The 26543-nt window shown below is 60.2% G+C and carries 27 protein-coding genes and 1 pseudogene; 23 read left to right on the top strand and 5 right to left on the bottom strand.

The genetic code is table 11. From position 1 onward, the window contains the following. Positions 1–7 precede the first annotated feature (7 nt). The gene (locus G442_RS0113570; RefSeq protein ID WP_026398427.1) at positions 8–1225 is read right to left on the bottom strand and encodes an MFS transporter; all 1218 of its coding nucleotides are present in this window, start codon (positions 1223–1225) and stop codon (positions 8–10) included. Between the two features lie 166 nt (positions 1226–1391). Between G442_RS0113570 and G442_RS0113575 the strand changes: the two genes are divergently transcribed. The 10 genes from G442_RS0113575 (at position 1392) to G442_RS0113620 (ending at position 12542) form a co-directional block, all read left to right on the top strand. After that, positions 1392–2480 carry an AI-2E family transporter gene (locus tag G442_RS0113575; RefSeq protein ID WP_035376638.1) on the top strand — a complete coding sequence of 363 codons (1089 nt, stop codon included), beginning with the start codon at positions 1392–1394 and terminating at the stop codon, positions 2478–2480. After that, the gene (locus G442_RS0113580; protein WP_026398429.1) at positions 2481–2966 is read left to right on the top strand and encodes a hypothetical protein; all 486 of its coding nucleotides are present in this window, start codon (positions 2481–2483) and stop codon (positions 2964–2966) included. A 317-nt stretch (positions 2967–3283) separates the two neighbouring features. Continuing rightward, positions 3284–4489, top strand: a complete 1206-nt coding sequence (locus G442_RS0113585; RefSeq protein ID WP_051292324.1) for a glycosyltransferase family 4 protein — start codon at positions 3284–3286, stop codon at positions 4487–4489. A gap of 109 nt (positions 4490–4598) precedes the next feature. After that, positions 4599–5150 carry a peptide deformylase gene (def, locus tag G442_RS0113590; protein ID WP_026398431.1) on the top strand — a complete coding sequence of 184 codons (552 nt, stop codon included), beginning with the start codon at positions 4599–4601 and terminating at the stop codon, positions 5148–5150. Positions 5151–5237: 87 nt separating this feature from the next. Then, entirely contained in the window at positions 5238–6167 is a 930-nt protein-coding gene (gene fmt / locus G442_RS0113595; RefSeq protein WP_026398432.1) for a methionyl-tRNA formyltransferase, read from the top strand. A gap of 38 nt (positions 6168–6205) precedes the next feature. Further along, positions 6206–7012, top strand: coding sequence for a tRNA pseudouridine(38-40) synthase TruA (truA, locus tag G442_RS22355; RefSeq protein WP_174766899.1), 807 nt, complete (start codon positions 6206–6208; stop codon positions 7010–7012). A 399-nt stretch (positions 7013–7411) separates the two neighbouring features. Next, the gene (locus G442_RS0113605) at positions 7412–10006 is read left to right on the top strand and encodes an MMPL family transporter (protein WP_026398433.1); all 2595 of its coding nucleotides are present in this window, start codon (positions 7412–7414) and stop codon (positions 10004–10006) included. 109 nt (positions 10007–10115) lie between these two features. Then, the gene (locus G442_RS22360) at positions 10116–10787 is read left to right on the top strand and encodes a flavin reductase family protein (protein WP_035376639.1); all 672 of its coding nucleotides are present in this window, start codon (positions 10116–10118) and stop codon (positions 10785–10787) included. 143 nt (positions 10788–10930) lie between these two features. Further along, complete coding sequence (locus G442_RS0113615) at positions 10931–12049, top strand: hypothetical protein (RefSeq protein ID WP_026398434.1); 1119 nt, start codon at positions 10931–10933, stop codon at positions 12047–12049. A 211-nt stretch (positions 12050–12260) separates the two neighbouring features. Continuing rightward, positions 12261–12542, top strand: a complete 282-nt coding sequence (locus G442_RS0113620; protein ID WP_026398435.1) for a SelT/SelW/SelH family protein — start codon at positions 12261–12263, stop codon at positions 12540–12542. On the opposite strand, the gene G442_RS0113625 is transcribed toward G442_RS0113620, so the two are convergent. Together G442_RS0113625 and G442_RS0113635 are read right to left on the bottom strand one after the other, a co-directional pair. After that, on the bottom strand, positions 12522–13691 hold the full coding sequence (locus G442_RS0113625; RefSeq protein ID WP_026398436.1) for an MFS transporter: 1170 nt from the start codon (positions 13689–13691) through the stop codon (positions 12522–12524). The genes G442_RS0113620 and G442_RS0113625 overlap by 21 nt on opposite strands. Positions 13692–14310: 619 nt before the next feature. Then, positions 14311–15933, bottom strand: a complete 1623-nt coding sequence (locus G442_RS0113635; protein WP_026398437.1) for an ABC-F family ATP-binding cassette domain-containing protein — start codon at positions 15931–15933, stop codon at positions 14311–14313. A gap of 431 nt (positions 15934–16364) precedes the next feature. Between G442_RS0113635 and G442_RS22365 the strand changes: the two are divergent. The 4 genes and pseudogenes from G442_RS22365 to G442_RS25150 all read left to right on the top strand — a co-directional run. Next, positions 16365–16719: pseudogene (locus tag G442_RS22365) on the top strand (transposase); the annotation flags it as partial. A 559-nt stretch (positions 16720–17278) separates the two neighbouring features. After that, on the top strand, positions 17279–18484 hold the full coding sequence (locus G442_RS0113645) for a tyrosine-type recombinase/integrase (protein WP_026398439.1): 1206 nt from the start codon (positions 17279–17281) through the stop codon (positions 18482–18484). A 326-nt stretch (positions 18485–18810) separates the two neighbouring features. Then, positions 18811–19536: a DNA-processing protein DprA gene (locus G442_RS0113650; protein ID WP_146882488.1), complete on the top strand. Its 726-nt coding sequence runs from the start codon at positions 18811–18813 to the stop codon at positions 19534–19536. Then, the gene (locus G442_RS25150) at positions 19529–20203 is read left to right on the top strand and encodes a hypothetical protein (RefSeq protein WP_146882491.1); all 675 of its coding nucleotides are present in this window, start codon (positions 19529–19531) and stop codon (positions 20201–20203) included. Before G442_RS0113650 ends, G442_RS25150 begins: the two co-directional genes overlap by 8 nt. Here G442_RS25150 and G442_RS0113655 read toward each other — a convergent pair. Further along, on the bottom strand, positions 20200–20421 hold the full coding sequence (locus G442_RS0113655; RefSeq protein WP_026398441.1) for a hypothetical protein: 222 nt from the start codon (positions 20419–20421) through the stop codon (positions 20200–20202). The genes G442_RS25150 and G442_RS0113655 overlap by 4 nt on opposite strands. A 74-nt stretch (positions 20422–20495) precedes the next feature. After that, positions 20496–20735 carry a helix-turn-helix domain-containing protein gene (locus G442_RS0113660; protein WP_026398442.1) on the bottom strand — a complete coding sequence of 80 codons (240 nt, stop codon included), beginning with the start codon at positions 20733–20735 and terminating at the stop codon, positions 20496–20498. Between the two features lie 307 nt (positions 20736–21042). Between G442_RS0113660 and G442_RS0113665 the strand changes: the two genes are divergently transcribed. The 9 genes from G442_RS0113665 to G442_RS0113705 all read left to right on the top strand — a co-directional run bounded on the left by G442_RS0113665 (position 21043) and on the right by G442_RS0113705 (position 26064). Next, positions 21043–21414 (top strand): hypothetical protein, encoded by a 372-nt coding sequence (locus G442_RS0113665; protein WP_026398443.1) that lies wholly within the window; start codon positions 21043–21045, stop codon positions 21412–21414. Next, positions 21411–21599, top strand: coding sequence for a hypothetical protein (locus G442_RS0113670; RefSeq protein WP_026398444.1), 189 nt, complete (start codon positions 21411–21413; stop codon positions 21597–21599). Before G442_RS0113665 ends, G442_RS0113670 begins: the two co-directional genes overlap by 4 nt. Continuing rightward, entirely contained in the window at positions 21596–21883 is a 288-nt protein-coding gene (locus tag G442_RS0113675; RefSeq protein WP_026398445.1) for a hypothetical protein, read from the top strand. The genes G442_RS0113670 and G442_RS0113675 overlap by 4 nt, the downstream gene beginning before the upstream one ends. Next, on the top strand, positions 21880–22191 hold the full coding sequence (locus tag G442_RS0113680) for a hypothetical protein (protein ID WP_026398446.1): 312 nt from the start codon (positions 21880–21882) through the stop codon (positions 22189–22191). The genes G442_RS0113675 and G442_RS0113680 overlap by 4 nt, the downstream gene beginning before the upstream one ends. A 323-nt stretch (positions 22192–22514) precedes the next feature. Further along, the gene (locus G442_RS0113685) at positions 22515–23054 is read left to right on the top strand and encodes a hypothetical protein (protein WP_026398447.1); all 540 of its coding nucleotides are present in this window, start codon (positions 22515–22517) and stop codon (positions 23052–23054) included. A 117-nt stretch (positions 23055–23171) separates the two neighbouring features. After that, positions 23172–23366, top strand: coding sequence for a helix-turn-helix transcriptional regulator (locus G442_RS0113690; protein ID WP_026398448.1), 195 nt, complete (start codon positions 23172–23174; stop codon positions 23364–23366). Positions 23367–23696: 330 nt separating this feature from the next. Beyond that, on the top strand, positions 23697–24038 hold the full coding sequence (locus G442_RS0113695; protein ID WP_026398449.1) for a hypothetical protein: 342 nt from the start codon (positions 23697–23699) through the stop codon (positions 24036–24038). Further along, positions 24035–24850, top strand: a complete 816-nt coding sequence (locus G442_RS0113700; RefSeq protein WP_026398450.1) for a bifunctional DNA primase/polymerase — start codon at positions 24035–24037, stop codon at positions 24848–24850. The genes G442_RS0113695 and G442_RS0113700 overlap by 4 nt, the downstream gene beginning before the upstream one ends. After that, positions 24847–26064, top strand: coding sequence for an AAA family ATPase (locus G442_RS0113705; RefSeq protein ID WP_026398451.1), 1218 nt, complete (start codon positions 24847–24849; stop codon positions 26062–26064). Before G442_RS0113700 ends, G442_RS0113705 begins: the two co-directional genes overlap by 4 nt. The last annotated feature ends 479 nt before the right edge of the window (positions 26065–26543 follow it).

Genomic DNA, 26543 nt, shown 5'->3' on the forward strand with positions numbered 1-26543 from the left:
GCGAGAATCAGTGAAACCGCACGCTGGAATCTGTGCTGCGTTCCAGCCGAGGCTCGCCTCTCACCGACAGCAGGAACAGCAACAGCCCCATAATTGCGATACCGCCTCCGGCCCAACCAGTAGCGGCGTAACCAAACCCGGAAGCCAGCACGAAAGCGCCCACCCACGCCCCCAACGCATTGGCGAGGTTGAACGCCGCGTGGTTCATGGAAGCCGCCATGGTCTGCGCATCACCCGCGACTGCCATCAACCGCATCTGCATCGCCGGCCCCAGCGCGATTGTGCCACCGAGCAAGAAGATAATGATCGTAACGGACCAGAGATGGGGCAATGCGAACGCAAAAAGCGACAGGGTGACGACGTTCCAGATGAACGCGCCGATCGTGGCCCCAAGCGGATTACGATCAATGGCGCTGGCCCCGACATAGGCCCCCACCACCATGCCCACGCCCCAGAGCCCCTGGAACAGAGGGATGCTCCATAGCGGCACGTGCGTAACATGCAGCAGCGCGGCGGAGACATAAGTGTAGACGCAAAACATCCCGCCGGTGCCGAGCATCACCACGCCCAGCACGTACCATATCTGCTTACGGCCGAACGCCCGCAGTTCGCCAAGCAAAGAATGCCCCGGTCGGGGGTCGTCACGCGGAATGAAGCGCCAGATCATGAACGCCGCGATCAGGGCGATCGCCCCCACCAAAAGGTAGGCGACTCTCCAGCTCAGATACTCGCCCATCAAACTCGCCAAAGGCGCGCCAACCACGTTGGCGAAAGTCAGCCCCGCGAACACATGCCCAACCGCCTTTCCGCGCCGCCCCTCCGCCACCAGACTGGCGGCGGTCAACGCGCTGCCTCCGAACAATGTGCCATGCGGCAAGCCTGCCAGAAAACGCCAGAATTCGAGGGCGCCAACGCTATGCGCCAGCGTCCCCAGAATATTGGTCACGGCGAACCACAGGGTGAGCAGGATCAGGGCCTGTTTGCGCGACATGCGCGCGGACGCCAGCGAAATAATCGGCGCACCGACAACCACGCCCATGGCGTATGCGCTGACGATGTTGCCGCATTGCGGAATCGAAGCGTCCATCGAGCGCGCGACGTCAGGCAGCAGCCCCATCATCGCGAACTCGCCGGTGCCTATGCCAAAGGTCCCTACAGCGAGGGAGAGAATCGGCAAGGCGTGGCCCGTCGTCGTCTGGCCCTGCTTCACTGCGGAAGCCGTCATTCCTCTCTCCATCCTGGTTGCAAAAAGCGTCTGTACCGCTACGAACTAAAACTGCGGCGTTGCGCATACGTTCCGATAACCGCCCGGCTCCGCCATCGTCGACGCAGCGGGCGCCAGTAAAATCGACGATTCATTGGCCTCACCTGTCGGGACACCCCATATCCTCATGACCCCATCCCCGTCCAACAACGCTTCGACGCCGCAGGGCGAATCTGGAAGCGAAGCCACCGTCAGCATAAGCAGAATGCTGCGCCTCACCTTGGTCGCAGCTGCGATCATGCTTGCAATCTGGCTCATCGGCGACGTGCTGATGGTCGTATTCGCCTCGGCCCTCTTCGCCGTGGTGCTGCACGGGCTCGCACGAGTTCTGGCGCGCCGCACGAAGCTTCCTCATGGCGCGGCGCTGGCGCTCGTCACCCTCGGACTGCTGCTCATTCTGGTCACGGTAGGCTGGACAAGCGGTTCCGATATCGCAGCCCAGTTTTCGAAACTGCGCGACGCTCTGGTCACACAGGCCTCGGCGCTGCGCGGTCAACTGGAAGCCTGGCCGCAGGGACGAGTGCTCATTCAGTATCTGCCTCAGTCGATGGGCGGATCTCAGGGCAGCAGCTTCGAATCGCTTAGCACCCGCATCGCCGGTTCGATGACCGGTTTTCTTGGATCTGCGTTCGGCGCGCTTGGCACAATCGCCGTCGTCGTGATCGCCGGTCTTTATTTCGCCGCCGATCCATCGCTCTACGCCAACGGCATTCTACGCCTTGTCCCTCTTCAATGGCGCGACAAAGGCCGTGAAGTGATGATCGCCGCCGCTGACACGCTTTGGGCGTGGGTCGCAGGCCAGGCGCTCGACATGGCTGTGGTGGGGCTGTTGTCCGGCTTCGGGCTGTGGCTGATCGGCGTGCCCCTCGCCTTCGGATTGGGCTGCCTCGCAGCGCTCTGTAATTTCATCCCGTATATTGGAGCGATCATGGGCGCCGTGCCCGCCCTGCTCCTCGCGCTTTCGCTGGGTCTGCGTGAGACGGCGATGGTCGCGGCTCTTTACGCGGTCGTACAATTCTTCGAGGGTAACGTCATGGCGCCCCTGATTCAGCGTCATGCCGTGAAGATGCCGCCGGCCGTGACAGTGCTCTCGCAGACATTGTTTGGCGGGATCTTCGGTTTTCCCGGCCTGATGCTCGCCTCCCCTCTCACGGCGGCCCTGCTTGCAGTCGGCGACCGGCTGACGCCCAAACTGGACGAGAAGGAACGTATATGAATGCGCGTACCGCGACCGACGCATAAATTTACTGCGGCCATCCTTCTGACGCTGGGCGGCGCGTCTCTCGCTGGATGTGAGATGACGCCGGAGCAACTCGATTACGCATGCATGCAGCAAAAGCCCGACAACCAGCTGCTTCGCGAACCGACTCTGGAGCACTTCATCCAGGGCTGCGGTCTCGATTACTACACCGACGTCACCGGCAGGATTAAGCTGCACTACACGCCGCCGCGCGGGGACGGGACCCTGCCGGTCGTCGCCGCCTCATCCTTCGCGGTCAGCGAGCCCGGCGGTTCGCACGGGCGCGTGTGGTATCTGTGCATGCCCGTACCGATTTCGGTGGCCGACAGCCAACCTTCGGCGTCCCCCACGGCGACGCGCACGAATCAGGCCGTCTGCCGTTACGCAGGAAGCGGGGAGAAAAGGCTGAATCTCGTCTACGATCAGGACGACGCCGCCAAATACGATCCTCTCAAGTGGTGAAACTTTCGCCATAGGCGCCCCCCGAGGCGAATGTGTTTGACAAGCATTGTCCGATAGATGCTTGATGGCGTCACTAATGATACGCTGGATCAGGCGACGTCGTGAGACGCTGGCCTGAAGGGCTCCAAAGCGGCAGTGGGCTGCCCACACCCGTTGGGAGCCATACAGACACGAATCTTTCCTGCCCCGGAACCAAGGTGATGAGCTGGCGCATGGATCGGCGCTGGAGCGATGGAAAGCGCCGGGAGCAATTCCGGGCGGCCTGATCATCAGTTTCTGGTGCCAATCCGAGTAATTTCCGGGCGGGGTTTATCTGCATGACACGGCTGCGGCCCCAACGCGCTTTAACGGAAAATTCGATAATCCGCACTCGCACTCAACCAGTTTCCTGCACATCTCGTGCAATCCGCCCCTGGAGAAACCTCTCCGTCAACGGCAAGTTCCTGTCGGGATACCTGACAGGCGTTCACAGGGTTGGGCTCGAACTCAGCCGCGAACTGGGCGAACGCGCCGAGGAGATCGCAGAAATCGTCGGCGGGGGACCGCTCTTCCGCACGCCGGGACGAGACCACCCGGCGTGGATAAACAGCTCCATTCCCACCTCGGGCATGTCGGCGCGTGGCGTATCGGGGCAAGTGTGGGAACAGGTGACGCTGCTTCGACAGTCACGCACAGATCTGCTTCTCAACCTGTGCAATCTTGGTCCAGCGCTGCATCCCGCGATGATCACCATGATCCACGACGCGCAGACCTTCATAACGCCGGAATCCTATACGACAGGGTTCGGGCGGTTCTATCGCGCGCTGCTTCCGGCTCTGGGACGACGCAGCCTGCGCGTCCTCACGGTTTCGGATTTCTCCGCGCAGGAACTGGCCCGATGGGATGTGGCGCCGACAGAACGCATCCGGGTGATACCGAACGGCGTAGATCACGTTCTACGCGTCAGACCCGATCGAAATGTGCTGCGAAGGATCGGGGCGCGACCATTTGTGCTCGCTCTCGCCAGTGCGCAACGACACAAGCGGATCGGCACGCTGATCCGTGCTTTTTCAGATCCCCGTCTGGCGCATCTCGACCTGATTCTGTTCGGCCCCGCCTCCCCTACCGATTTTGCGCGTTCCGGACACCCGCTGCCGCCCAACGCGCGCTGCCTCTCATTCGTGTCCGACGAAGAAGTGCGTGCGCTGATGGAGGCTGCGCTATGCTTCGCCCTCCCTTCAACAACCGAAGGGTTCGGCCTCCCCCCGCTGGAGGCGATGCTGATCGGATGCCCCGCCATCGTCAGCCGCGCGGGCGCGCTTCCTGGCCTTTGTGGCGAGGACGTCCTCTACGCCTCGCCGGACGACCCCGGAGAATGGGTGGAGGCGATCCGGCGCCTTGCCGACGACCCGGAGATGCGCCGGCACCGAGCTGCAGTCGGACGCCGGCGGGCTGCGCGATACACATGGCGACACGCGGGCGACGCCCTGATGGCCGTATTGCGCGAAGTCAGTGACGAACGACGCAGCGCGACGACCCCTTAAAACCACCCGCGCAACATGCGAGATCAGCGCGCGGAGCGAATACACAGAAGATCACGACGGTCCGGTCGCCACTGGTCAATCCCGCTCAGGATCGCTACATCGCCTCCCTATGAATGAAGCCGATTTCTCCGGGGCCGCCGCAACGGCGCAGGCGACCCCCATCCTGATCGCGCCCCAAGCCGTGCTTCGCCAGAAAGGCCGGGTGGTGCGCCCGGAAGATATGGCGGCGCTCCGCGAGGGTCTGCCGGGAATGTTCGCCGCGATGTATCAGGCGCCCGGCATCGGCCTCGCCGCGCCACAGATCGGGATCAGCATGCGCTATGCGATCGTCGACCTCGGTGAGGAAGACGCGCGCGAACCGATCGTGCTGATCAATCCCGAAATCATCTCCGAAAGCGAAGTCCTTCACTCCCGCGAGGAGGGTTGTCTTTCGCTGCCCAACCAGTACGCCGAAGTCGTGCGGCCGGAAGCGGTGCGCGTGCGCTATACGTCTCTGGCGGGAGAGCAGATCGAACGCGACGTGGACGGCCTGCTCGCGACATGCATCCAGCATGAGATCGATCATCTCGACGGCGTGCTATTTGTCGATCACCTGTCCGCACTGCGCCGCAATATGATTCTGCGCCGCCTCGCCAAGGAACAGAAAGCTAAACGCGGCTGACGCATCGGCGCCCGCGGATCACGATAACACCAGGCCGACACCACCCGCCGCCAGTCCGACCAGCGTCCAGTCAGGAGACCTTGCACCATGCGCATAGCCTTTATGGGCACTCCCGACTTCGCCGTGCCCGCGCTCCATGCGCTGCATGACGCCGGACATGAAATCGCCGCCGTCTATACTCAGCCCCCTCGACCGGCCGGTCGAGGGCAGGCGCTCCGCGCGTCGCCAGTTCAACTGGCGGCTGAGGCGATGGGGCTTGAGGTGCGTAGCCCCTTAACCCTCAAGCGCGACGCCGAGGCAAGGCAGGCATTTGCGGCGCTCGACCTCGACGTCGCCGTTGTGGCGGCTTACGGCCTGATTCTGCCTACCGACATGCTCGCGGCGCCGCGCTTGGGGTGCCTCAACATCCACGCCAGCCTACTTCCGCGCTGGCGCGGGGCTTCGCCGATCCAGAGCTCCATTCTTGCAGGAGACAGCGAAAGCGGCGTCACCATCATGCAAATGGAGGCAGGCCTCGACACCGGCCCCATGCTGCTCCGCGCCTCAACCCCGATCACCGGCGACACGACAGCGACGACGCTGCATGACGCGCTCTCTGCTATGGGCGCGCGTCTGATCGTTCAAACTTTGCGCGAGATGCCGGGCGCCGTCGTCCAGACGGAAGACGGCGTCACTTACGCCGCACGTCTGACGCGCGAGGACGGACGCATCGACTGGACACGCACCGCCGCCGAAATCGACCGGCAGGTCCGGGCGTTGACCCCTTGGCCGGGCGCGTTCACGACTCTGGACGGCGTTGTCGTGAAGATCGGCGAGGCGAAACCGGCTCCCTTCCCCGACGGCGTTTCGGCGGCGCAGCCGGGCGAGGCGCTCGACGACCACTTGACGATCGCCTGTGGCGACGGGCGGGCCTTGCGTCTGCTGCGCATCCAGCGCCCCGGACGCGGCATGATGGACGCTGGCGCCTTTCTGCGCGGGCAGCCGCTTCCAGCGGGCGCGCGCCTCGGGACACATTGATGACGGCGCCCACAGACGCCGTTGAAACGTCGCCCGACATTCAGCGCTGGGCGGTGCTACTGGAGTACGACGGAGGTGCGTTCGTCGGCTGGCAGCGGCAGGCGAACGGCGTCTCGATACAATCCCTTCTCGAAGACGCAGCTTCTCGCCTAAGCGGCGGTCGCGACGTCGCCAGCGTGACTGCCGGACGCACGGACGCTGGCGTCCACGCCAGCGGACAGGTGGCTCATCTCGATTTCCCCGGTTCCCTGCAACTGAACCCGCGCGCAGTGCGGGACGGGCTGTCGTTTCACCTGAAACCGCATCCCGTCGCCGTGCTGGACGCGGCGCCGGTCTCGCTTGACTGGAATGCTCGCTTCTCGGCCCTGAACCGCCGCTATCGCTACCGCATTCTCAACCGGTCGACGCGACCGGCCCTCGACGCCGGACAGGTGTGGCACGTCAAGTTCCCGCTGGACGCCGACGCCATGCGCCGGGCCGCGCAGACGCTGCTCGGGCGGCATGATTTCAGCACGTTCCGCGCGTCGAGTTGTCAGGCGAAAAGCCCGCTAAGAACGCTTGATCGTCTGGACGTGCGCCGCGATGGCGAGATGATTCTGTTTGAGGTCGAGGCGCGATCCTTTCTGCATCATCAGGTCCGCAATCTCGTTGGGACGCTTCAGATGGTCGGCTGCGGACGTTGGCCGGAGGAACGGGTGCGGCAAGCGCTCGACGCCCGCGACCGGAGCAAGGGCGGTCCGACTGCGCCGCCCGACGGTCTCGCCCTGACCGGCGTAGGATACGAGCCGGATCCGTTCGCCGTCGCTGGCGCGAATATCCGTAGCAAGACGCTCGACGCCTCGTGATATAAGGACCGTCAGGTTCTTCACAGCGCCGCCCCCCCCGCAGGAGCGCCTCCGACCTTCCACGCCTGCAAGCAGCCATTTTGGGCGCGCGACTGGCCTCCACCTTCGAAATCCCTGCCGCCCGGTCGCCATAGTTGCAAAGAGGCGTGAGGATCGCGGCGGCGCGTGATCGAGATCCTGCTTTACGCAGGCGCCGGATCAGGAGGCGTCCGGAATCCCCGCGATCAGCTCACAGCCGCATCAGGCCATGTGCGCGCGCTTGCGCCGCAGGGCGCATTGCGCCAAAGGAAACGACACTCAATTCGCACCGGGGCGGTCTTTTCGCCTCTCATCCAGCGGCCAGCCTCCCCGTCCTGACGGAGACCGGTCAGCCAATGGCAGGGGCTCGAACGCACCGCAATGATCTCGTCAATTCTGGGCAGCTTCATCGTCACATGCGCCCGACGCGCATGGATCGTCCTTCTGGTGTTCCTGCTGCTCGGTTCCGGGGCCGTATGGGTCACCATGACCCATCTTGGCGTCACGACCGACACCAGCAAGATGCTCTCTGACAAGTTGGCCTGGAAGCAGAGGTCGGACCGGCTGAGCAAGCTGTTTCCCCAGAAGGACGATCTGCTCGTCGCCGTGATCGAGGCCAAGCTGCCTGAAGAAGGACGCGCGGCCGCTCGCGAGCTGGCGGCGCGGCTGTCGACCGACCATACGCATTTCAATTACGTGCGGCTGCCTGACGACAATCCCTACCTGAACCGCAACGGGTTGATGTTCCTCGACCCCAAACCGCTGGAGAAGGTTCTGGACGACACCGTCGCCGCGCAGCCATTCCTCGGCGCGCTCGCCGCCGATCCTTCGTCGCGCGGCCTGTTCGATGCGCTCGGCCTGATCGCCGAAGGAGTCAAGCGCGGACAGGCCAATCTGAAAGGCTTTCAGTCAGCGCTCGACGGGTTCGCAGGCAATCTTGAAGCCGCCGCCGACGGGCGTCCGCAACTGCTGTCCTGGCAACAACTGCTCGCTGGCGGGCTGAGCGATCTCTCCGGCCATTACCAGTTCGTCATTACACAGCCCAAGCTCGACTACGGCTCTCTCCAGCCGGGCGGAGAACCGTCCAAGGCCATGCGGGACGCCGCCAACGCTCTGGAGTTCGTCAAGTCGGGCGACGCGCATGTGTACATCACCGGCGAAGTGCAGATCGACGACGAGGAATTCGCGACCGTAGCGCAGGGGATGGTCGCCGGCCTGCTCGGCTCCCTCGCCCTCGTCACGCTCTGGTTGATGCTGGCCGTGCGTACATGGCGCATCATTGCGCCCATCGTGATCACGCTTGTCATGGGTCTTCTTCTCACGACCGGCTTTGCGGCTATCGCCGTCGGCACGCTGAACCTGATCTCCGTCGCCTTCGCCATTCTCTTTGTCGGTATCGCGGTGGATTTCGCCATCCAGTTCTGCGTGCGCTTTCGAGGACAGCACCCGACAGCCCGTGGCGAAGCCGGAATCGAGGAAGCGCTGCTCTTCACCGGGCGAGAGACCGGGCACCAGATTCTCGTTGCGTCTCTGGCCACTGCCGCCGGGTTCCTGGCCTTCACGCCCACCGCTTTCGAGGGCGTGGCCCAACTAGGGCTGATTGCAGGCGTCGGCATGATCGTCGCGTTCGTCTGCACCGTGGCCCTGCTGCCCGCGCTGCTGCGTATTTTCCAGCCGCGCGTGGACCTGCCGCTTATGGGATATCAGCAGCTTCGTCCCCTCGATCAGGCCATCCGCCGCTGGCGCGGGCCAATTCTGGGACTGTTCGGCGCGCTCGCCGCGCTCGGCCTGTTTCTGGCCCCGCACCTGAGCTTTGACGGTGATCCTCTGCATACAAAAGACCCGCATTCCGAGGGTATGCGGACGTTGCATCTGCTGATGAGCAATCCGATGTCGTCGCCATACAGCGCGGAATATCTCGCCCCCAATCTCAACGCGGCGAAGACCATGGCGGGCAAGTTCTCCACCCTGCCCGTGGTGCACGACGCGATGTGGCTCGGCTCTTATGTCCCGGACGATCAGGACACGAAGCTGGCGCTGATTGCGGACGCTGCGCAGATTCTGCTGCCGACGATCGTCGTCCCCAATCCCAAGCCGACGCCCGACGCAGCAGCCATCCGCGCCTCCGCGCAGGCGACCGCCGCGTCCCTGGGCGAAGTGACGGGGAATCTCGACGCGAAAGACCCGTTGCGACGCATCCAGGCGGCCCTCGCGAAGCTGGCGCAGGCGAACGACGATCTGCTGCTGCGGACCAACGCCGCCCTTGTCCGTTTCCTGCCTACACAATTGCAGACGCTACAGGACGTTCTTTCTGCAACGCCGGTGACGATCAAGGACGTGCCTGCGGAAATCACCAGAGACTACCTGCTGCCGGATGGACGGGCGCTCGTCGAGGTTCACCCGAAGGGCGTGATGTCCAACACCGGCGCCCTGCACAAATTCGTCACTGCCGTACAGCAGGTCGAACCCGAAGCCGCCGGCTCCGCCATCGACATCGTCGAAAGCGCACGCACGATCGTGCACTCGTTCATTGTCGCGGCCGTCTCGGCGTTCGTAATGATTGCCGTCATCCTGTTCGGCGCGTTGCGCCGCGTGCTCGACACCGCACTGGTGCTGGCGGCGCTGGCGATGTCCGCGTTGATGACGCTGATCCTGATCGTATGTGTTCCGGAGACTCTGAACTTCGCCAACATCATCGCGCTGCCGCTGTTGCTGGGCGTTGGCGTGTCGTTCAACATCTACTTCGTGATGAACTGGCGGTCCGGCGTGAAGGCGCCGCTCTCCTCCCCCACTGCGCGCGCTGTCGTATTCTCCGCGTTCACGACGGCGACGGCGTTCGGTTCGCTGGCCCTGTCGCACCACCCCGGAACCGCCAGCATGGGCCGCCTTCTGCTGCTTTCGCTTGCCTGCACACTGGCCGCGACGCTGTTTTTCATCCCGGCGCTTTTGCCCAAACGCCCGATCGACGATCACTGAAGCCAGTCGATTCAAAAGCAAAGGGCCGCCCGACGCGCAGGCGCCGAGTTCGAACTGACACGCGACGGGAGCAAGTTTTCCGCTCCCGCCTACAAGGCGGAGGATCGATATGACTGAGAGCGACCGGTTCCACTCGTATGTCCCGGCCGAAGGACATGGCCTTAAACATGATCCGTTCAACGCGATCGTCGGACCCCGCCCGATCGGCTGGATCTCGACGCTCTCCCCGGACGGCGCTCCCAATCTCGCGCCCTACAGTTTCTTCAACGCCTTCAACTATACGCCGCCCATAATCGGCTTCTCCAGCACCGGATGGAAAGACACGGTGGCGAATATCGAGAAAACCGGCGAGTTCGTTTGGAACCTTGTCAGCCGCACTCTTGCAGAGCGTATGAATGTCACGTCAGCCGCCGTTCCGCGCGGCGTCTCGGAATTCGCGCTCGGCCATATACGGTCAACGCCGTCAGACGTCGTCCGCCCGGCGCGCGTGGCCGACAGCCCGGTACAGTTCGAATGCCGCCTTACGCAGATAGTCCAGTTAAAGGACGTGGATGGGCGCGCGATCGAGACGTGGATGACGTTCGGCGAGGTGGTGAAAGCGCATATCCGCGCCGATCTGCTCGTCAACGGCATCTACGACACGACGCGCGCAGGGCCGGTCCTGCGCGCGGGAGGCCCCGCCGATTACTACGAGATCAGAGCCGATGCGCTGTTTCGGATGCAGCGCCCCCAAGGCGATGAATTGGCCCGTTTGATCGCCGAACAGGAAACCGCAGATTGATAACGCCGACCGGTTACGGCTACTCTTCAGATCGGAACATGATCGAGCTTTAAGGCCGGTGAACACGTAATTCGCGGCGACGCCCGTGGCTGGTCAACAGGCCCGCAAACGCGCCAATGCGCGACAGGAAACGGGAATATCCAATGCCGATCATTGCGTATCAATCCTTCAACGCCAACGCCAGGACGGTCGTCCCATTCAATTACGACTCGATGCTCAACCAGCATTTTACGCGCAATACGAACGACAAGGTGACTCAAGGCAAACATTATTCGCTGCAGCTGCCCGTTACCCCGGACAACTGCATGAGCGAGGCCGTAATTGGGCCAGCGAATCTGGTGCGGGTCAAAAAACTGCCTGCGGCAAGCTCACGCAGAATCGCCAAGGAAAAGGCCCAGCCCCGTGCGATTTTCGGGGAGCATGTCGCGCAGATATGGCAAAATTGCATTCGTCGGATGGGGCAACTCAAGCCTGACATACTGGTTTGCGGCGAGCTTTACGCCCCCGCCAATCTTCCGACCCGAAACGCCGCAGTTTCACCAGACAGCCAAATAGCGACACGGGCGTTCAAATCTCTGAACCCGGAAAAACCCAATTCCTATTACAGATCGTGCAACACTTTCACAGCATTTTCTGAGGTCGGAGCCAGATCGCAGGAAGTCGCCAGCGGCTATGGATTTGTCGTCTACAAGCTCGATGACCTGATCGTAGCGTTTGTGCATGTTCCAAACGACAAATGCGACAATGAGCAAGCGATGGTGACGTTTTACAAAGGCGTCGCGCAAGCTGCGAAATCTGTCTTCCTCGACGTCGTCGTCGGCGACACGAACCAGCCCTCTCCCGATTTTACTCGACGTGTTCTCAATATCGCCTTTGGCGAGAAACAGCAGTACACAAACGCCATGGCTGCGGACATCGAGGCCAGACGCCTGACCACCATCGACACTCTGGTAAGCGATGGGGATCCAAGGAATGGAGGTTCGGTCTCACCCGCCGTGAGAGCAGGCACCAACAGCAACTCTCAGGAGATGTACGACGTCGCGGTGTTTCGAGGAGCTGCCGTCGGCGTCGTCGACGCTTTCTACATCTCGCAATCGGCCACGGGCGTCACCGTCACCGACCATTGCGGTATATGCGTTAATTTCTCCAAAAAAGTTTACGGCAATGCGACGGCGCCTCGCCAGCCTCTCAAACGAACGCTGTCTCAACAGAACGGCGCGGCGAAAAGATTTAAGCCGAACAATGGCAGTTGCAGATCATAAATCCGGACGTTCGATCCAAGAATTTGGCCCTATGACTGACCGGCGCCGGGTGGAACAGGCTCGCCGCGCAGACGCCTCATGATTCAGAGGCCGCTAGGCGTCGCTTTTTTCCGCCCCCTTACCTCTTCGGATCGTAACCGGCCGCCTGATAGACGGCTTCACTAAACAATGGACAACGCACCACAAGGTCGCCCATTCAAGGACACCCGGAATGACCGCCTCTGCCCCGCGGATCGCGATCCGTTACTGCACACAATGCAACTGGCTTCTCCGCTCCGGTTGGATGGCGCAGGAGCTACTGTCTACTTTCGGGCAATCACTCGGCGAGGTGGCGCTGATCCCCGACACGGGAGGGCGCTTCGAGATCACCATCGATGACGTGGTGATCTGGGAGCGCAAACGTGACGGCGGTTTTCCCGGACCTAAAGAACTGAAGCAGCGCGTGCGCGACCTGATCGCACCCGACCGGGATTTAGGCCACGTCGACCGCTGAGCGACTGCCGCCACGCGACCGTCCTGCCCAGACTAACGCCAACCCAACCAAAGTCAGCGCCGCCCCGGCGTAAGAGACCGCCGGGAAGCCCAGTCCGGCCGATAGAACTGCGCCGCCAAGAGCCGCGCCGAGCGCGTTGCCCATATTGAACGCGCCTATGTTGATCGAAGACGCCAACCCCGGAGCTTCGTGAGCCGCCTGCATCACGCGCATCTGTAACGGCGGGACCAGAGCGAATGTTGCAGCGCCCCACAGCAAGATCGCAATCGTTGCGCCAACATGCGTCAGCGCCGCCCAAGGCAGCGCCAGCATGATCACCCCCAGACCAACGAGAAACAGGGTGGTGCTGCGCGTCAAATCCCTGTCGGCCATTTTCCCGCCAATGGCGTTACCGATGCTGAAGCCCACGCCCACCAGCGCCAGCATCGCCGTGATGAACATATCTCCTGCTCCCGTCACATGCGCCAGCACCGGGGCGATATAGGTGTAGAGCGTAAACATGGCTCCAGCGCCCATGACCGTGGTCGCCAGCGCGCGCAGCACCTCCGGCCTGACAAGCACACGGAGTTCCTGCCTGACGGCAGGCATTTTGCCCTCGCCGCCTGCCGGCAGAGCGAGTTGCGTCATCGCCATCGCCAGCACGCCAAGCCCTGCAGTGGCGCCGAACGCCATACGCCAGCCGATTGCCTCGCCGACCCAGGTCGCCGTCGGCACGCCGAAGATATTGGCGATCGTCAGCCCCATGAACATGCTGGCGATCGCGCTCGCTCGGCGCGCGGGCGCTACAAGACTGGCGGCCTCAATCGAACCGAGGCCGAAAAACGCGCCGTGCGCCAGGCTCGTCACCACACGGGCAATGAGCAGCGTGTCGTATCCCGGCGCCAAAGCGGACATGACGTTGCCGACGGTGAACACCCCCATCAGCGCCACCAGAGACGCCTTACGCGGAAACCGGGCCAGCAGCAGCGTCACCACGGGCGCGCCCGCCATCACGCCGAGCGCGTAGGCCGTCACCAACATTCCCGCAGCAGGGACCGAGACATGAAGATCCGCCGACAGCACGGGCAGGAGACCCATGGGCGAGAACTCTGTCGTGCCGATGCCGAACGCACCCACCGCCAGAGCCAGAAGGGCGAGGCGTGTATTCATGTCGTCGATGTCTCCTGAACGATGCGGCTCTGCGCGACCAGCGCGTGGGACGACGCGCCTACGTTGATCGTAACCAATGGCGGAGCAAACTGAAACCCCGGCGGAACTTTGGGCTCGCCTCAAAGTGAGCGCCTGTAGAGGCTTCAATAGAAAACAGCCAAGCCTGAGAGATAATATCAGTTTTTAAAAATACACTCTTGCATGAAATAGTTTTGTCAAAAAATCCGCTGCGCACACAATGATGCGGCCACTTAATGCAGAATTAGAATCATTTCACGGGCGCTTCAAAGAACATATTTCAAAAAATAAAATCACAGCACTATGATAAACAACTCGGCTGCACGTATTGACGGAATTCTCTACTTTTACAAAAATGATTTTTTACACAATACGATTTAGGTAAATATAAACAAAAAACGGCAACGCCCCAAAAGAACACAGATTTTTATATTCGAGAAAAAATAAGCCCCACGTGAGATTATGATCACAACAAATTTAAACAACATCGAAGCTTTCGGGCGCAAGCGCCCTCATGCCAGGAAACCAATCCATACCATCTCTTGTCGAAAGGCGTGCGCCGCGGAGCACCTTCTGCAGCGCCCCAAAGCCGCATGCAATTTCACTCATGAAGCCCCGGCGCTTCGCGTCCGGTCCGCGCCACATATTCTGTATAACCACCGTCATAGCGATGAATACCCTCGGGGGTCAGTTCCAGCACACGGTTCGAGAGGGCGGCCAGAAAATGACGGTCATGCGACACGAACAGCATCGTCCCATCGTAATCCGATAGCGCTGAGATCAACATTTCCTTTGTGGCGATGTCGAGATGGTTCGTCGGTTCGTCGAGCACCAGAAAATTCGGCGGGTCATAAAGCATCAGCGCCATCACCAGCCGCGCCTTTTCTCCGCCCGACAGAACGCGGCAACTCTTGTCCACGTCATCGCCAGAAAATCCAAAACCGCCAGCAAGCGCTCGCAAGGATCCCTGCCCGGCCAGCGGAAACGCGTCGTTTAGAGTCTCGAACACCGTCCTGTCGCCGTCGAGAAGATCCATGGCGTGCTGCGCGAAGTATCCCATTTTCACGCTGCCGCCGAGCGTCACCGTACCGGCATCAGGTTCCGTCGTGCCCGTCACCAACTTCAGCAAAGTCGATTTACCAGCACCATTGACCCCCAGCACGCAGCACCGCTCCTGCCGCCGAATCAGCAGGTCCAGCCCCTGATAGATGACGCGATCACCGTATTTTTTGTCCACGCCACGCATGTTTGCGACAGCGTCGCCAGAGCGCGGCGCTTGCGGAAAAGTGAAAGACAGTGTCTGACGCCGTCTCGGCGGCTCGACGCGGTCAATCTTGTCCAGCTTCTTCACCCGGCTCTGGACCTGCGCCGCGTGGGACGCACGCGCCTTGAACCGTTCGATAAATGCGACTTCCTTCGCCAGCATCGCCTGTTGGCGATCGAACTGCGCCTGCTGCTGCTTTTCATTCAGGGCGCGCTGCTGCTCATAAAATTCGTAGTCGCCGGTAAAACTGGTAAGAGCGCCTCCGTCGATCTCGATAACCTTGTTGATGATCCGGTTCATGAAGGCCCGGTCATGCGACGTCATCAGCAACGCGCCGTCGTATCCCGCCAGAAACTGCTCCAGCCAGATCAGGCTTTCCAGATCGAGATGGTTGCTAGGCTCGTCAAGCAACATGACATCCGGCTTCATCAGCAGGATGCGCCCAAGCGCCACCCGCATCTTCCATCCGCCGGACAACCGACCGACGTCTCCATCCATCATCGTCTGGCTGAATCCCAGACCGTGCAGAACCTCCCGCGCACGACCGTCAAGAGCGTATCCGCCCAGTTCCTCGAACCGGGCCTGCACCTCCCCGAAGCGCTCGAGAATGGCGTCCAGTTCGTCGAACCGCTCAGGATCAGCCATCGCGGCTTCAAGTTCCGCAAGTTCGGCGCCGATCTCCGCGACGGGTCCCGCCCCATCCATCACCTCGGCGACCGCGCTCCGGCCTGCCATTTCGCCAACGTCCTGGTTAAAGAACCCGATCGAGACGCCCCGATCGGCCAGAACCTGCCCCTCGTCGGGCTCTTCCTGCCCGGTGATCAGCCGAAACAGCGTTGTCTTACCGGCGCCATTCGGTCCAACAAGTCCTACTTTCTCACCTCTCTGCAGCGCTGCAGTGGCTTCGACGAAGATGACACGGTGGCCATTGTGCTTACTGATGTTGTCGAGACGGATCATTGAGCCTCAGGCGCAGGGGACGATCAGGAACGGGAGCGCCCTTATTACCCACGCCCGAGCCGCCGTAAACTGCGGTGAGGTCGGCAGACGACATCACACATGAGATGGGACGCCCGCCAGCACATTAACGGCAATAATGGCCGGTCGGGCTGCGTTTCCTCTACGCTTATGCCCCGTTTTTTGGGATAGACGATGAAGTTTTCTGCTATCTGGATTGCAGGTATGAGCGTGTGAGCGCAACGGTCACATCCAAAGGCCGCACATCGTCAGCGTTTGAATTTTGTTAACATGTTTTCGATCAGATGACGTTATTCAGAAAAAGCATGACCATCCTAAGCTCAGAGCCCTTTTGGAAAATCGGTTTTTGGGTTTTTAGAGTGTCTGGCTTGTGACTCAGGCTATGGCTATGGACGCCAGAGCAGAGAGGCCGGATGGCCGACATCACACGCAGGACGAAACGTGATCCGCCTGACCTGACCGATGAAGAATGGGCGCGCATTGCCCCCCCCTGATGCCGCCTGCGAACCGGCGTGGCCGGAAATGGTCAACCGATTTTCGTGAGATCATCAATGCGCCGCGCTATCTTGTTCTTTCCGGCTGCGGCAGGGAGATGCCACCGGTTCATTTTGGTCCCCGGCGGGCCGTCTATTGGTGGTTCAGCAGGCTGACGCGTCGTTTTTTCTGTTCCAGGCCATTCATGATGTCTGCCTGATGCTCGATCGCGAGGCGGCAGGACGTGATCCTGACCATGCTTCGCGTGCCACAGAAGGCCACGGACTCGAAAGCGCCATGCACTGGTTGGATCAGGAACTGGACCTATGGGCAGCCTCCATCATGAAAGCGCAGAAGAAATGAGCCCCATGCAATCCGCAGCCATATAGGCCGCGCGCTTCGGATTGGTCAGCAAGTCACGGTATCCTCGTTGCACCTTCACGCCGAGGCTACGCCGCACATAGCGCCTCCACGACGTCCGGACCAATATGCTGCATTTCAGGTTGAAGCGACTGGAGCAGAGATACATGACTGTCGAATTTTAGCGCGCTTATAGACGATCAAGAATCGTATCTCAGCGCGTCTCTTTGAGCCCCACAATGTCGACCTGCAAGATGGGCAGCGTGATCGCGGCGCATCAAAAACCTGCATTTAGGTGGCTGATTTTATTGGTAAATTTCGGTTTATTTGGCGGAGGGGATGGGATTCGAACATGCGACTCACAAGAAATCACAACGCATCGCGAATCGGCAGATTATATAATAATCAATCAAGTCTCGCTTCTCTGGACTACACACCAAAACTCATGTAAGCGCAGTCTTTAAGAGGGACACGAAGAAGGACAAACAAGGCTATGAGTCGGCTCGCACCGCACCGCCTGACAGCACGACAAGTCGCCGCACACAAGGACGGCGACCTCGCTGACGGTGGCAACCTCTGGCTCGTGGCGCGGGGTAATTCACGGATCTGGACAATTCGCTACACCTCACCCACCAACAGCAAACGCCGCGAAATGAGCCTCGGGTCCGCTTACGACATCGGGTTAGCTGAAGCCCGTACGCTAGCCACAGACGCTCGTCGCCTCGTCAATCAAAGGATTGACCCACTCGAACAGCGCCGGACCGAAGACAGCGCCCGCAAGCAGGAAGCGGGGCTCAGTTTCCGCGCCGTGGCTGACCGCTATATCGAATCACAGACGCCGGGCTGGCGAGATCCACGCGCCGCCTCGATCTGGTCCGCGTCCCTTGAGCAGAATGTTTACGGCTTCTTTGGCGATAAGCCAGTGGCTATGGTCGATACATCAGACGTAGAGAGCGTGCTGAAGCCGATCTGGACAGAGAAGACGGAGACCGCAACCCGCATCCGTGGCCGGATAGAGCGCATTCTCGACTATGCCCGCGCACAAGGCTGGCGCTCAGGAGAGAACCCGGCCCGGTGGCGTGGCCATTTGTCGGCGATCCTCGCGCCTCCATCGAAGGTGGCCAAGGTCGAACATCACGCCGCAATCGATCGGAAAGATATCGCTCGCGTCATGGCCGCACTGGCGACGTCTGGCGGCATTGCCGCAAAGTCCGTCCGCTTCGCCTGCCTGACCGCCGCCCGTTCCGGTGAAGTTCGTAGCGCCACCTGGGGAGAGATCGATCTCGGCGCGAAGGTGTGGACCGTTCCGGCTCACCGCATGAAGACCGGCAAGGAACACCGCGTTCCGTTGTCCGATGGCGCTGTAGCTATCCTGCAGGAAGTGCGGCCACTTCGGGACGAACGACACGGCGATCTCGTGTTCCCTGGCCAGCGCGCCGGTAAGCCGCTCTCGGACGTGGCGCTGTCGAAGGCCCTTCACATCGCCGCCGGGACGAAGGACGTCACCGTGCATGGCCTGCGATCCACGTTCCGCGACTGGGCGGCTGAAGAGACGGATTACCCCCGCGAGGTCGCCGAGATGGCGCTGGCGCACGCCATCAGCAACAAGGTCGAGGCCGCTTATCGTCGTGGGGATCTGTTCGAGAAGCGGCGGGAGATGATGGGGGCGTGGGCAGAGTCCATGACAAGGCAAAAATAGGTTACAGGTATCACCCCGCAGAGGCCCAAAAGATCCTCGTCCGCGTTACCCACCGGGCTGTGGAGCGGTATTCTGAGAAGTGGCACGGTCTACTAATATAAGCTTGTCGTTAACTTTACCTTGTTTCTCTTGGCTTGGCGTGATTGAGAGCGCATTCTGCGGTATACACTTGGGTCGACTCACTTCTTCTCGCCCTCGGCTTGCGCTCTCGCATTGCACTTGGGCGCAACCATGAGGCTGGTGGTGTCGAAGCTGATAAAGGTTGTAGTGAGGGTAAAGTGACAAACGGGGCGAAAGCGATGAGCAGCGTAAGAAGGGAAACGGCTATGGCGCGTAAACCTCGCTACTCGCCACCAGATACACCCCACGAAGTCGACCTCTTATCGCTGGTCGAGCGGACTAAGAGGCCTTTCAAGAATGACAGGCAAATAGATTTCCTGCGTCCAACCGGCGCCTCAAAGAATGCCGGTGTCAATGTTTTTTATGCTGGCGAGCTTTCGGTCCTGAACTTTCCCTGCGTATCGATCGTCGGAACGCGGGAGGTGTCCGAAGGCGGCTTTTTACGCGCGCACCGTCTTGCACGTCAGCTCGCCGAAGCTGGCGTCACGGTAGTGAGCGGGTTGGCTAGAGGCGTTGATACTGCCGCGCTGACCGGCGCGATTAAACATAAAGGTCGTGTTGCGGCCGTTATTGGAACGCCGTTAGCAAAGGCCTATCCTGCGGAAAACGCGTGCCTTCAGGAACATATTTGGCAAGATCATCTACTGCTGTCTCCCTTCGCCGAAGGGGAGGCCGTATACCGTAGCAATTTCCCAAAGCGAAACCGAGTGATGGCTGCAATATCTGATGCTACTGTGATTGTTGAGGCATCAGACACCTCTGGCACTCTGCATCAGGCGGCAGAATGTCAGCGCCTTGGTCGCTGGCTCTTCATTATGAAGTCTGTAGTCGACGATCCTAGATTGACTTGGCCATCAAAATTTTTAGGTCATGAAAAAACTCACATTCTAGAAAACACTCACGATATTGTTGAAAGAATCGACCATGCCTAATATTAAAGTTCACTCTTTGATTTCATATCCGTCTTACGAAGAATGCGGTGCCTCATTTAGACAAGTCGATTTCGATTGTATGAAGCTTGTCAAATGTTACAAGGGAAATGTGATAAATGGCTTTCTAACTCTATCAGTTAACAAGGTAAATCGTAAGTATTACCAAAAAGACTCTGAAGATTTAATCAACCTTGTCAATAATTCAATCGCCCGGATGATAGAAAATATTTCAAAATACGCAGTAACACTCGTTCCTGTTCCTAATAGCAATGCGACAATTGCGAATAAAGAACCTTTCCGAACCCAACTATTAGCCTTACAAATTAGCCAAATTTTGGCGAATGGCTCCCAAGTGCAACCTTGCCTAAGGTGGCGCACCCCAGCTGGTTCAGCTCATAAAGATGGCACGTCCCGAGATCCACAAATTCTCGAAGCGAACCTTGAATTAGAATCTCTTCCAACGAACCCAGTGATACTCTTTGACGACGTGCTGACTTCGGGCGGCCACATTAGGGCATGCGCGAGGAAGCTAAGAAATGCTGGGATATCTGTGGACCATGCGTTCACCGCCGCAAGAACCGTCTGGCAACCTGCGGACACCATGATTTCTGTTGAAGATAGAGATTACTCTTTAGACGATCCCGTGATCACATGGGACCAGTTTTAATTAATAGACTGGCCTGCGCGTCTAATCCCGTGCGTCAACTCGCGGATGTGACCCTTAACCATATACCACTCCCTGACACGATCCATGTCGTCGTCATCCATGAAGCCGACGATTCGGCGGTGTGCTATCTCTTCTGCCTCAGCACCGAACAGCCGCAGCAGTTCAATTGCCGCAGCCTTCGGGTCGATCGGTGCCCGCCCTTCAGGAAAATCAGTCATCGTTTGGTAGCCTCCTATCTCACATACGAGATCCGAACCCGGCAACGCCTGTGTCTCACTTAAATCGCTTCATCTCAGCCCCCCTTCCTCAACCTAACCCCTGCCCCACCGCCATTCTCAGCTATGAACTCAACGCCTGCGGTCTCTAAGGCTGTGCGGATGGCGGAGAGGGTGGCTGCTCTGGGGGAAACAACGTCGGTTTCAACCCGCACGAGAGTGCTCTTTGGGACGCCGCTTTTTTCAACGAGATCGTCTCTCGTCCAATCAAGCAGCCCGCGAGCTGCCCTGATCTGTGACGCCTTAATGGTATCCACAATATCATTCCACTTGCACTATACGGGCAACAGTGACATTGTGAGTCTCACTTCGCAATAGCGAAGGCGACTGGAAGTGGAGCTTGCACCCTCCACAACCAGCCTAACCACAAACCGAAGGTAACTCGGCAATGGCTGAACACGCCCTTAGCGTACGGTCTCGACCCCGTACAAGCACTTTCTCGACTCTCGCCCGGTATGCGGGCTCAATCATTATAGCCCCGGCTATATTGTTTGCCGTGCTGGCGGGCATCGCCACACCCGATCCGGTCGCGTCCGGCCATGCTCTTCGTCTGGAGGCAGTTCGATGAGCGCCCTCACACTTGCCTCCACGTCCAAAGCCCGAGGGATGAGCGATTTAGCGATCCTGAGGATCGAGACCAATAATATGTACCCCGAGTTCAGGCGGGGGGATGCCTGCTTATACAGGCCAGACCTCAACACTTTCACTTATGACGCCTGCTATGTGGTCCGTTATCTCGACGCCCTTAACGTCTATCGCGCGCAGTCGGTCGGAAACGGCAGGGTGCTTATGAAGATGGATCATATGCACGCGTCAGAGCAGACGATCTCACGGGACGCCTTCAACAATATCTGCGGCGGTCTGGTCGTTGGCCGGGTGAATATTCTTGACGAGCGCTATATCGACCTCTGGGGCAACGGGAGGGTGTCGGCATGACCGAAGCCGCACGCACCGCCATTCGCAAAGCGTCTGATGACGTGGCTGATATCGCCCTGATCCTGACCATGCTTCGCGTGCCGCAGGAGGTGACGGACTCTCACGGACTGGAAAGAGCCATACACTGGCTGGGTCGGGAACTCGACCTACGCGCAGCCGCCATCATGGAGGCGCAGGAAGGATGACCCCCATTCAATCCGCAGCCATATCCGCCACAGCCTCAGATCGTCGCGCATTGCGTCTGGACCCTGAAGGCATCGCCCTCAGCACCCCGACAGTAGCAGCCGAGTTCGATCGGTGGCGCAGGGCGTGGACCCGCGCATGGACCGGACAAGCCAGATCGAGGCGAGACCTGATCGCCCGCGCACGGCTGGCAATCGCTGATCCAAACATCATGGACCATGACGAAACCCAACGGCTCGCCCGCGACGTGCTGGCCGTGCTTGGCGCAGGAGGGAGGCGCGCATGACCCCCATCGAACGCAGAACCCGCCGCGCGCTGGCGATGGATCGCAACCGGGACCGGATGCACTACGAGGCCGACAGCGACGGAACCATAAGCCAGACGGAGCGGGCGCTTGTCTGGAACCGCTCGCAGCGCATCACGCAGCGCATCCGACAAGAGCGGCAGGGTGTGGCGACCACGCGCGCACGAACGCTTGCTGACCTGAAGCACAAGGCGCGGCTGACGCTGGAATACCTCTATTCGGAGGCCGACGACGATGCGCTGGCCGCTAGCCTTTGCCGCGACATTCTCGCCATGCGGGAGCGTCACTGATGGGACGACCTCGCAAGCCTTGGGAGGCTGACGACGTTAACCGGCTGGTTAAGATGCGACGGGCCGGGAGGACGTGGCGTGAGATCGGGGCGTCTTTGGGCAAGCCTCACATATCTTGCTCGCGATACGGCATCGAGGTTTTGCGTCTGCCCGCAGGCTGGGCGACGCCGCGTGAAGTGGTGATGGCAAATCGCAGAAAGGTATCGGGCCAATGCGGACTGTCGTAGGATCGTTGTCGGCGGGGATAGGCTGGCCCCCGAACGTCGGAACTCCGCTCCGGCTTCCTCGCCACGTTTTTTGCGGGCGTGTAGCGGAGACGCAGTGTGACAACAGAAAATGGCGACTCGGACAATCCTCTTCTGTTGTGGGTGAAGTTATTCCGTACGCTCGAAAAACAGGCCATCGACCAAGACGGGAAGCTGGTCATCACGGAATCTGTTTCGCTTCCTGCCGACCTCGCGAATTACCTCCTCAAGGCCTCTTTCAATATGCAGGCGCTCAGTTGGGGAGAGTTGCCGCAGGAAGATCTGACATCGGATTGGCACGTACGCCGGAGTCAGATTCCAGAGGCAGACCGAAAGATCGGCACAACCGCCGCAGGAAAGCTGGTCAAGGAAGCGCTATCGCTGCACTCAGGAAAGGGCGCGGGAACAGGTCCGTTTGCAGAAATGAAGCGCCTGGCAAAACTAAATGCGATTTACACACTCCAGCAGGGACTCACTCGATCTGGAATGACGGACGCTGGCGTGCGCAAACGGGTCCAAGAAATTTACAACATCGAATCCGAACAGGCCCGCGATCTCATAGAAAGCGCCCTCATTCAGTTTGGCGAGACCTCCGAGAATTCGCCGCGAGAGAGTTAAAACATACTTTCTCCCGTAGAAAGTTTACGCAGCTTATTCGTTTTATATATTTGGGCCTTACGTGTTTTCTTCCTCTCAGCCGCTCACGACAACAAAAGCGGCGCAGGGAGGAACGATATGACGACTGACTCGAAGGGCCGCCGTTTCTACCGCCGGGAAGAAATCTGGCGTGAAACGGGCCTGAGCCGCGCAACCGTGGATCGGCTGATCGCTGCCGAGAAGTTCGTGAAAATCAAAGTCGGACGGAACACGCTGATTACAGCGGAGAGCTACCAGCGGTGGATTGATTCGCTGAAGCCGGAAGCCGCCTGAAACGCAAAACGCTGCCCGCGATTAGCAGACAGCGCCAGCAAAAGAACTCTGTTCGAAACGGACCCAACACCCGCTTCATAGAGTCCTGACTGGCGTTCTGTCCAGACAAATCGCGGCAGCACATGGAGAAATGTGTATGCCGAGCCTTAAAAAGCGCGGGCGCCCGACGTGCGTCTGCATGCGGAGTCCTGTACCCCGCCTGATCCTCCTGAGTGACGCCCGTTCACCGGATGGCGAGCCACGCGCTGCCCTGCTTATGCCGGGTTCGCGTCTGCCCGTCGTGTTCCCGTCCATCGCTGCCGCAAGCGCAGCAGCGCGGGAGGCACGGGCATGAGCGACGACATCTCTCCGTCGTGCCGCGATGGCATGAACATGCTCGGCAACATGTCTCTTCAGGGATATGCAGCGCCGCAACTCATCCGGATTGGTCAGGCCTGGGTTGATCGCCACGATCCCGGCGGCGATCCCCTGATCAACGCTGGAACGATCGCTATCGCAGCGCTGATCCGTGAAGCATATGACCAGTCAGGTTTACCATATGCTCGCCTCGTGGCTAACCTGTTCGCAACATGCGTGAAAGAGGAACTTGATTTCGCACGCCTGCGCGACCGTACCGACCGCGAGCAGGCGACCGGCAGCAAGACAAAGAAACGGAAGGCGCGCGCAGCATGAGCGCCGCCCTCAAAACCGTATCTGACAGCCCTGTAGCGCTGGAAGCCGCCCGTCTCGCCTCTCGTGGCCTGACAGTCTTTCCCTGTCACGAGGACAAGCGCCCAACATGCAAATGGGGAGACTTGGCCACCAGTTCTCCGGATGACGCGCTGATGCTGTGGCGCACATACCACGGCGCACTGATCGGCGTCGTCACCGGGCGCTCTTCCAACATCGTCGTGCTGGATCTCGATCTTCAGCATCCGACCGCCGATGAGTGGTATGGCGAGCATTGCACCCGCCTGCAGGGACACCGCATGCACCGGACCCGCTCCGGCGGCCTGCACGTCCTGTTCAAGTACCGGTCCGGTGTGACCAACCGGAATCCCCGCGGAACAGACGGGCAAAAGACCGTTGGTGTCGATATGCGCGGCGAAGGCGGTTACATCATCTGGTGGCCCGCCACCGGGCTTGAGGTGATCGACAACATCCGTCCCCAGCCCATGCCCGCATGGCTCGTCGAGATGGTCACCCCGCCGCCTGCGCCAAAAGCGGACCTCGCGAAGATCGAGAACGGCCTGCGCGACGCCGACAGGTATGTGGCGGGGGCCGTTCGAGCCGCAGTCGCTTCCGTCGCGTCGTGCCGGGAAGGCGGGCGCAACCACACACTGAACGCCGAGACCTACGCCCTGGCGCGCTTTATCGCGAGCGGGCATCTCACGACCAGCGACGTCGCCGCAGCGATGGCCGCCGCCGCCATGCAGGCCGGTCTCGACAAATCCGAAATCGAGAAAACAATCGCCTCGGCGCTCCGGGCAAGGATGGCCGGATGAACGGACCTGTAAACTTTGATGCTGCCGTCGCAGCCGGTTTAAGGCAGGCTGAGCAACGCGCCACCGTGGCGCAAACTGCAACGCCGCTTCTGATCGATTGCGACGACTGGGACGAGGCCGACATCGCGCCCCGCCCGTGGGTGGCGCCCGGCATGCTCCTGCGCGGCGCGGTCACAGTCGTTGTCGGCGAACCCGCAGCTGGCAAGTCGATGCTCATGGTCGGCTGGGCGACGTCGCTGGTGCTTGGCCGCGAGTATGGCCGGATGAAGCCGGTAAAGCCCTGCACCGTCCTGACCTACAACACGGAGGACGACCGCGACGAACAGCGCAGGCGCTTCTCGGCGCAGTTCCGCTCGATCGGCTGCACGCCTGCCGACATGCACGGGCGACTGTTCAGGGTCAGCACCGAGAGTATCGGCACGTTGCTGTCAGCACCCCGTGAAGCCGGAATGTCCGAGACAGCCGCCATGCAGCAGCTTGAAGCGTTGATCCGTGAGCACAGGCCGGACGTGATCATGCTCGATCCGCTCGTGGAGCTTCACGAACAGGAGGAAAACGACAACACGGCCATCCGTGCGGTCATGGCGCGCTTCCGCAGCCTGGCCATGCAATACGAGATGGCGGTTGTCCTACTGCACCACACGCGGAAGGGATCAGCAGGCATCGCAGGCAATCCCGACATCGCACGCGGCGCTACAGCCATCACCGGCGCGGCTCGCATCATGCTCACGGTCTCGGTCATGACTGAGCAGGAGGCGGAAGGTTTCAGCATCAAGCCTGACCATCGCAGGTATTTCTCGCGTGTCGACGGAGCCAAGATCAACGCAGCGCCCATCGGTAAAGAGGAATGGTTCGAACGCCAGTCATACGAACTCGACAACGGCGACCACACCGCCGCGATGCTGCCATGGACCCCGCCTGAGGATAGCGTCACGCTGACGCAGAAGATTGATATCGAGGCAGGTATCGCCAAGGGATCGTCAGAAGGACCGTGGAGCCCCAAACTCTCAAACGACACCCGCTCCATCCGCCGCCTGTTCGTCGAGCACGGGATTACCTCAGCAAAGGCGCAGAAGATGGCGCTGGATCACCTGCTGGCGTCTGGATGCACTGTCGAGACGTTCAGGAGGTCCAACAACGGAAAGGCACAAGGTATTCGGAACTCTGAGGGGCAACCGGCAACGGCAAAATGGGTGCAGGAGGATGGGGTATGATCCGTGTATCTTCCGTGCAAGATCCGTGCACGGATGGATCTCGGAACCCTATAGGGGAATAGACCATCCGTGCGGTCTATTCACCCGTGCAGGTTCCGTGCGTGATCCGTGCAAAATCAGTTACCCGGAAATTCCAGACAACTGAAATCCAACTCCCTTAAGCGACGATCTCACCTTTGGCAGTTTGCTGCCGCTCGCCCCAAAGCGGGGCAAAGGTATGGCTGTAACAGCAACACCTGATCGATGATTTTTAGGGGGCTGTGGAGAGCCAAAACTTTCTCCTCCCCTCCCCTCAGAAATTGTCCGCACATTTCAAAAACATCGAATTTTCTGCGCTCTGGTGGCCAGCAACGCGACAGAATTTTCCGCAAAACTTTTACTTGCGCCGATGCCTTTCAGAGACCGCGCTCCGATCTGGTTTCCCGCTTCCTCTCATCTTTAAGAGGGACATCATGGTGGACATGAAATCCGAACCTATA

The organism is Acetobacter nitrogenifigens DSM 23921 = NBRC 105050 (assembly GCF_000429165.1).
Lineage (GTDB): Bacteria > Pseudomonadota > Alphaproteobacteria > Acetobacterales > Acetobacteraceae > Acetobacter > Acetobacter nitrogenifigens.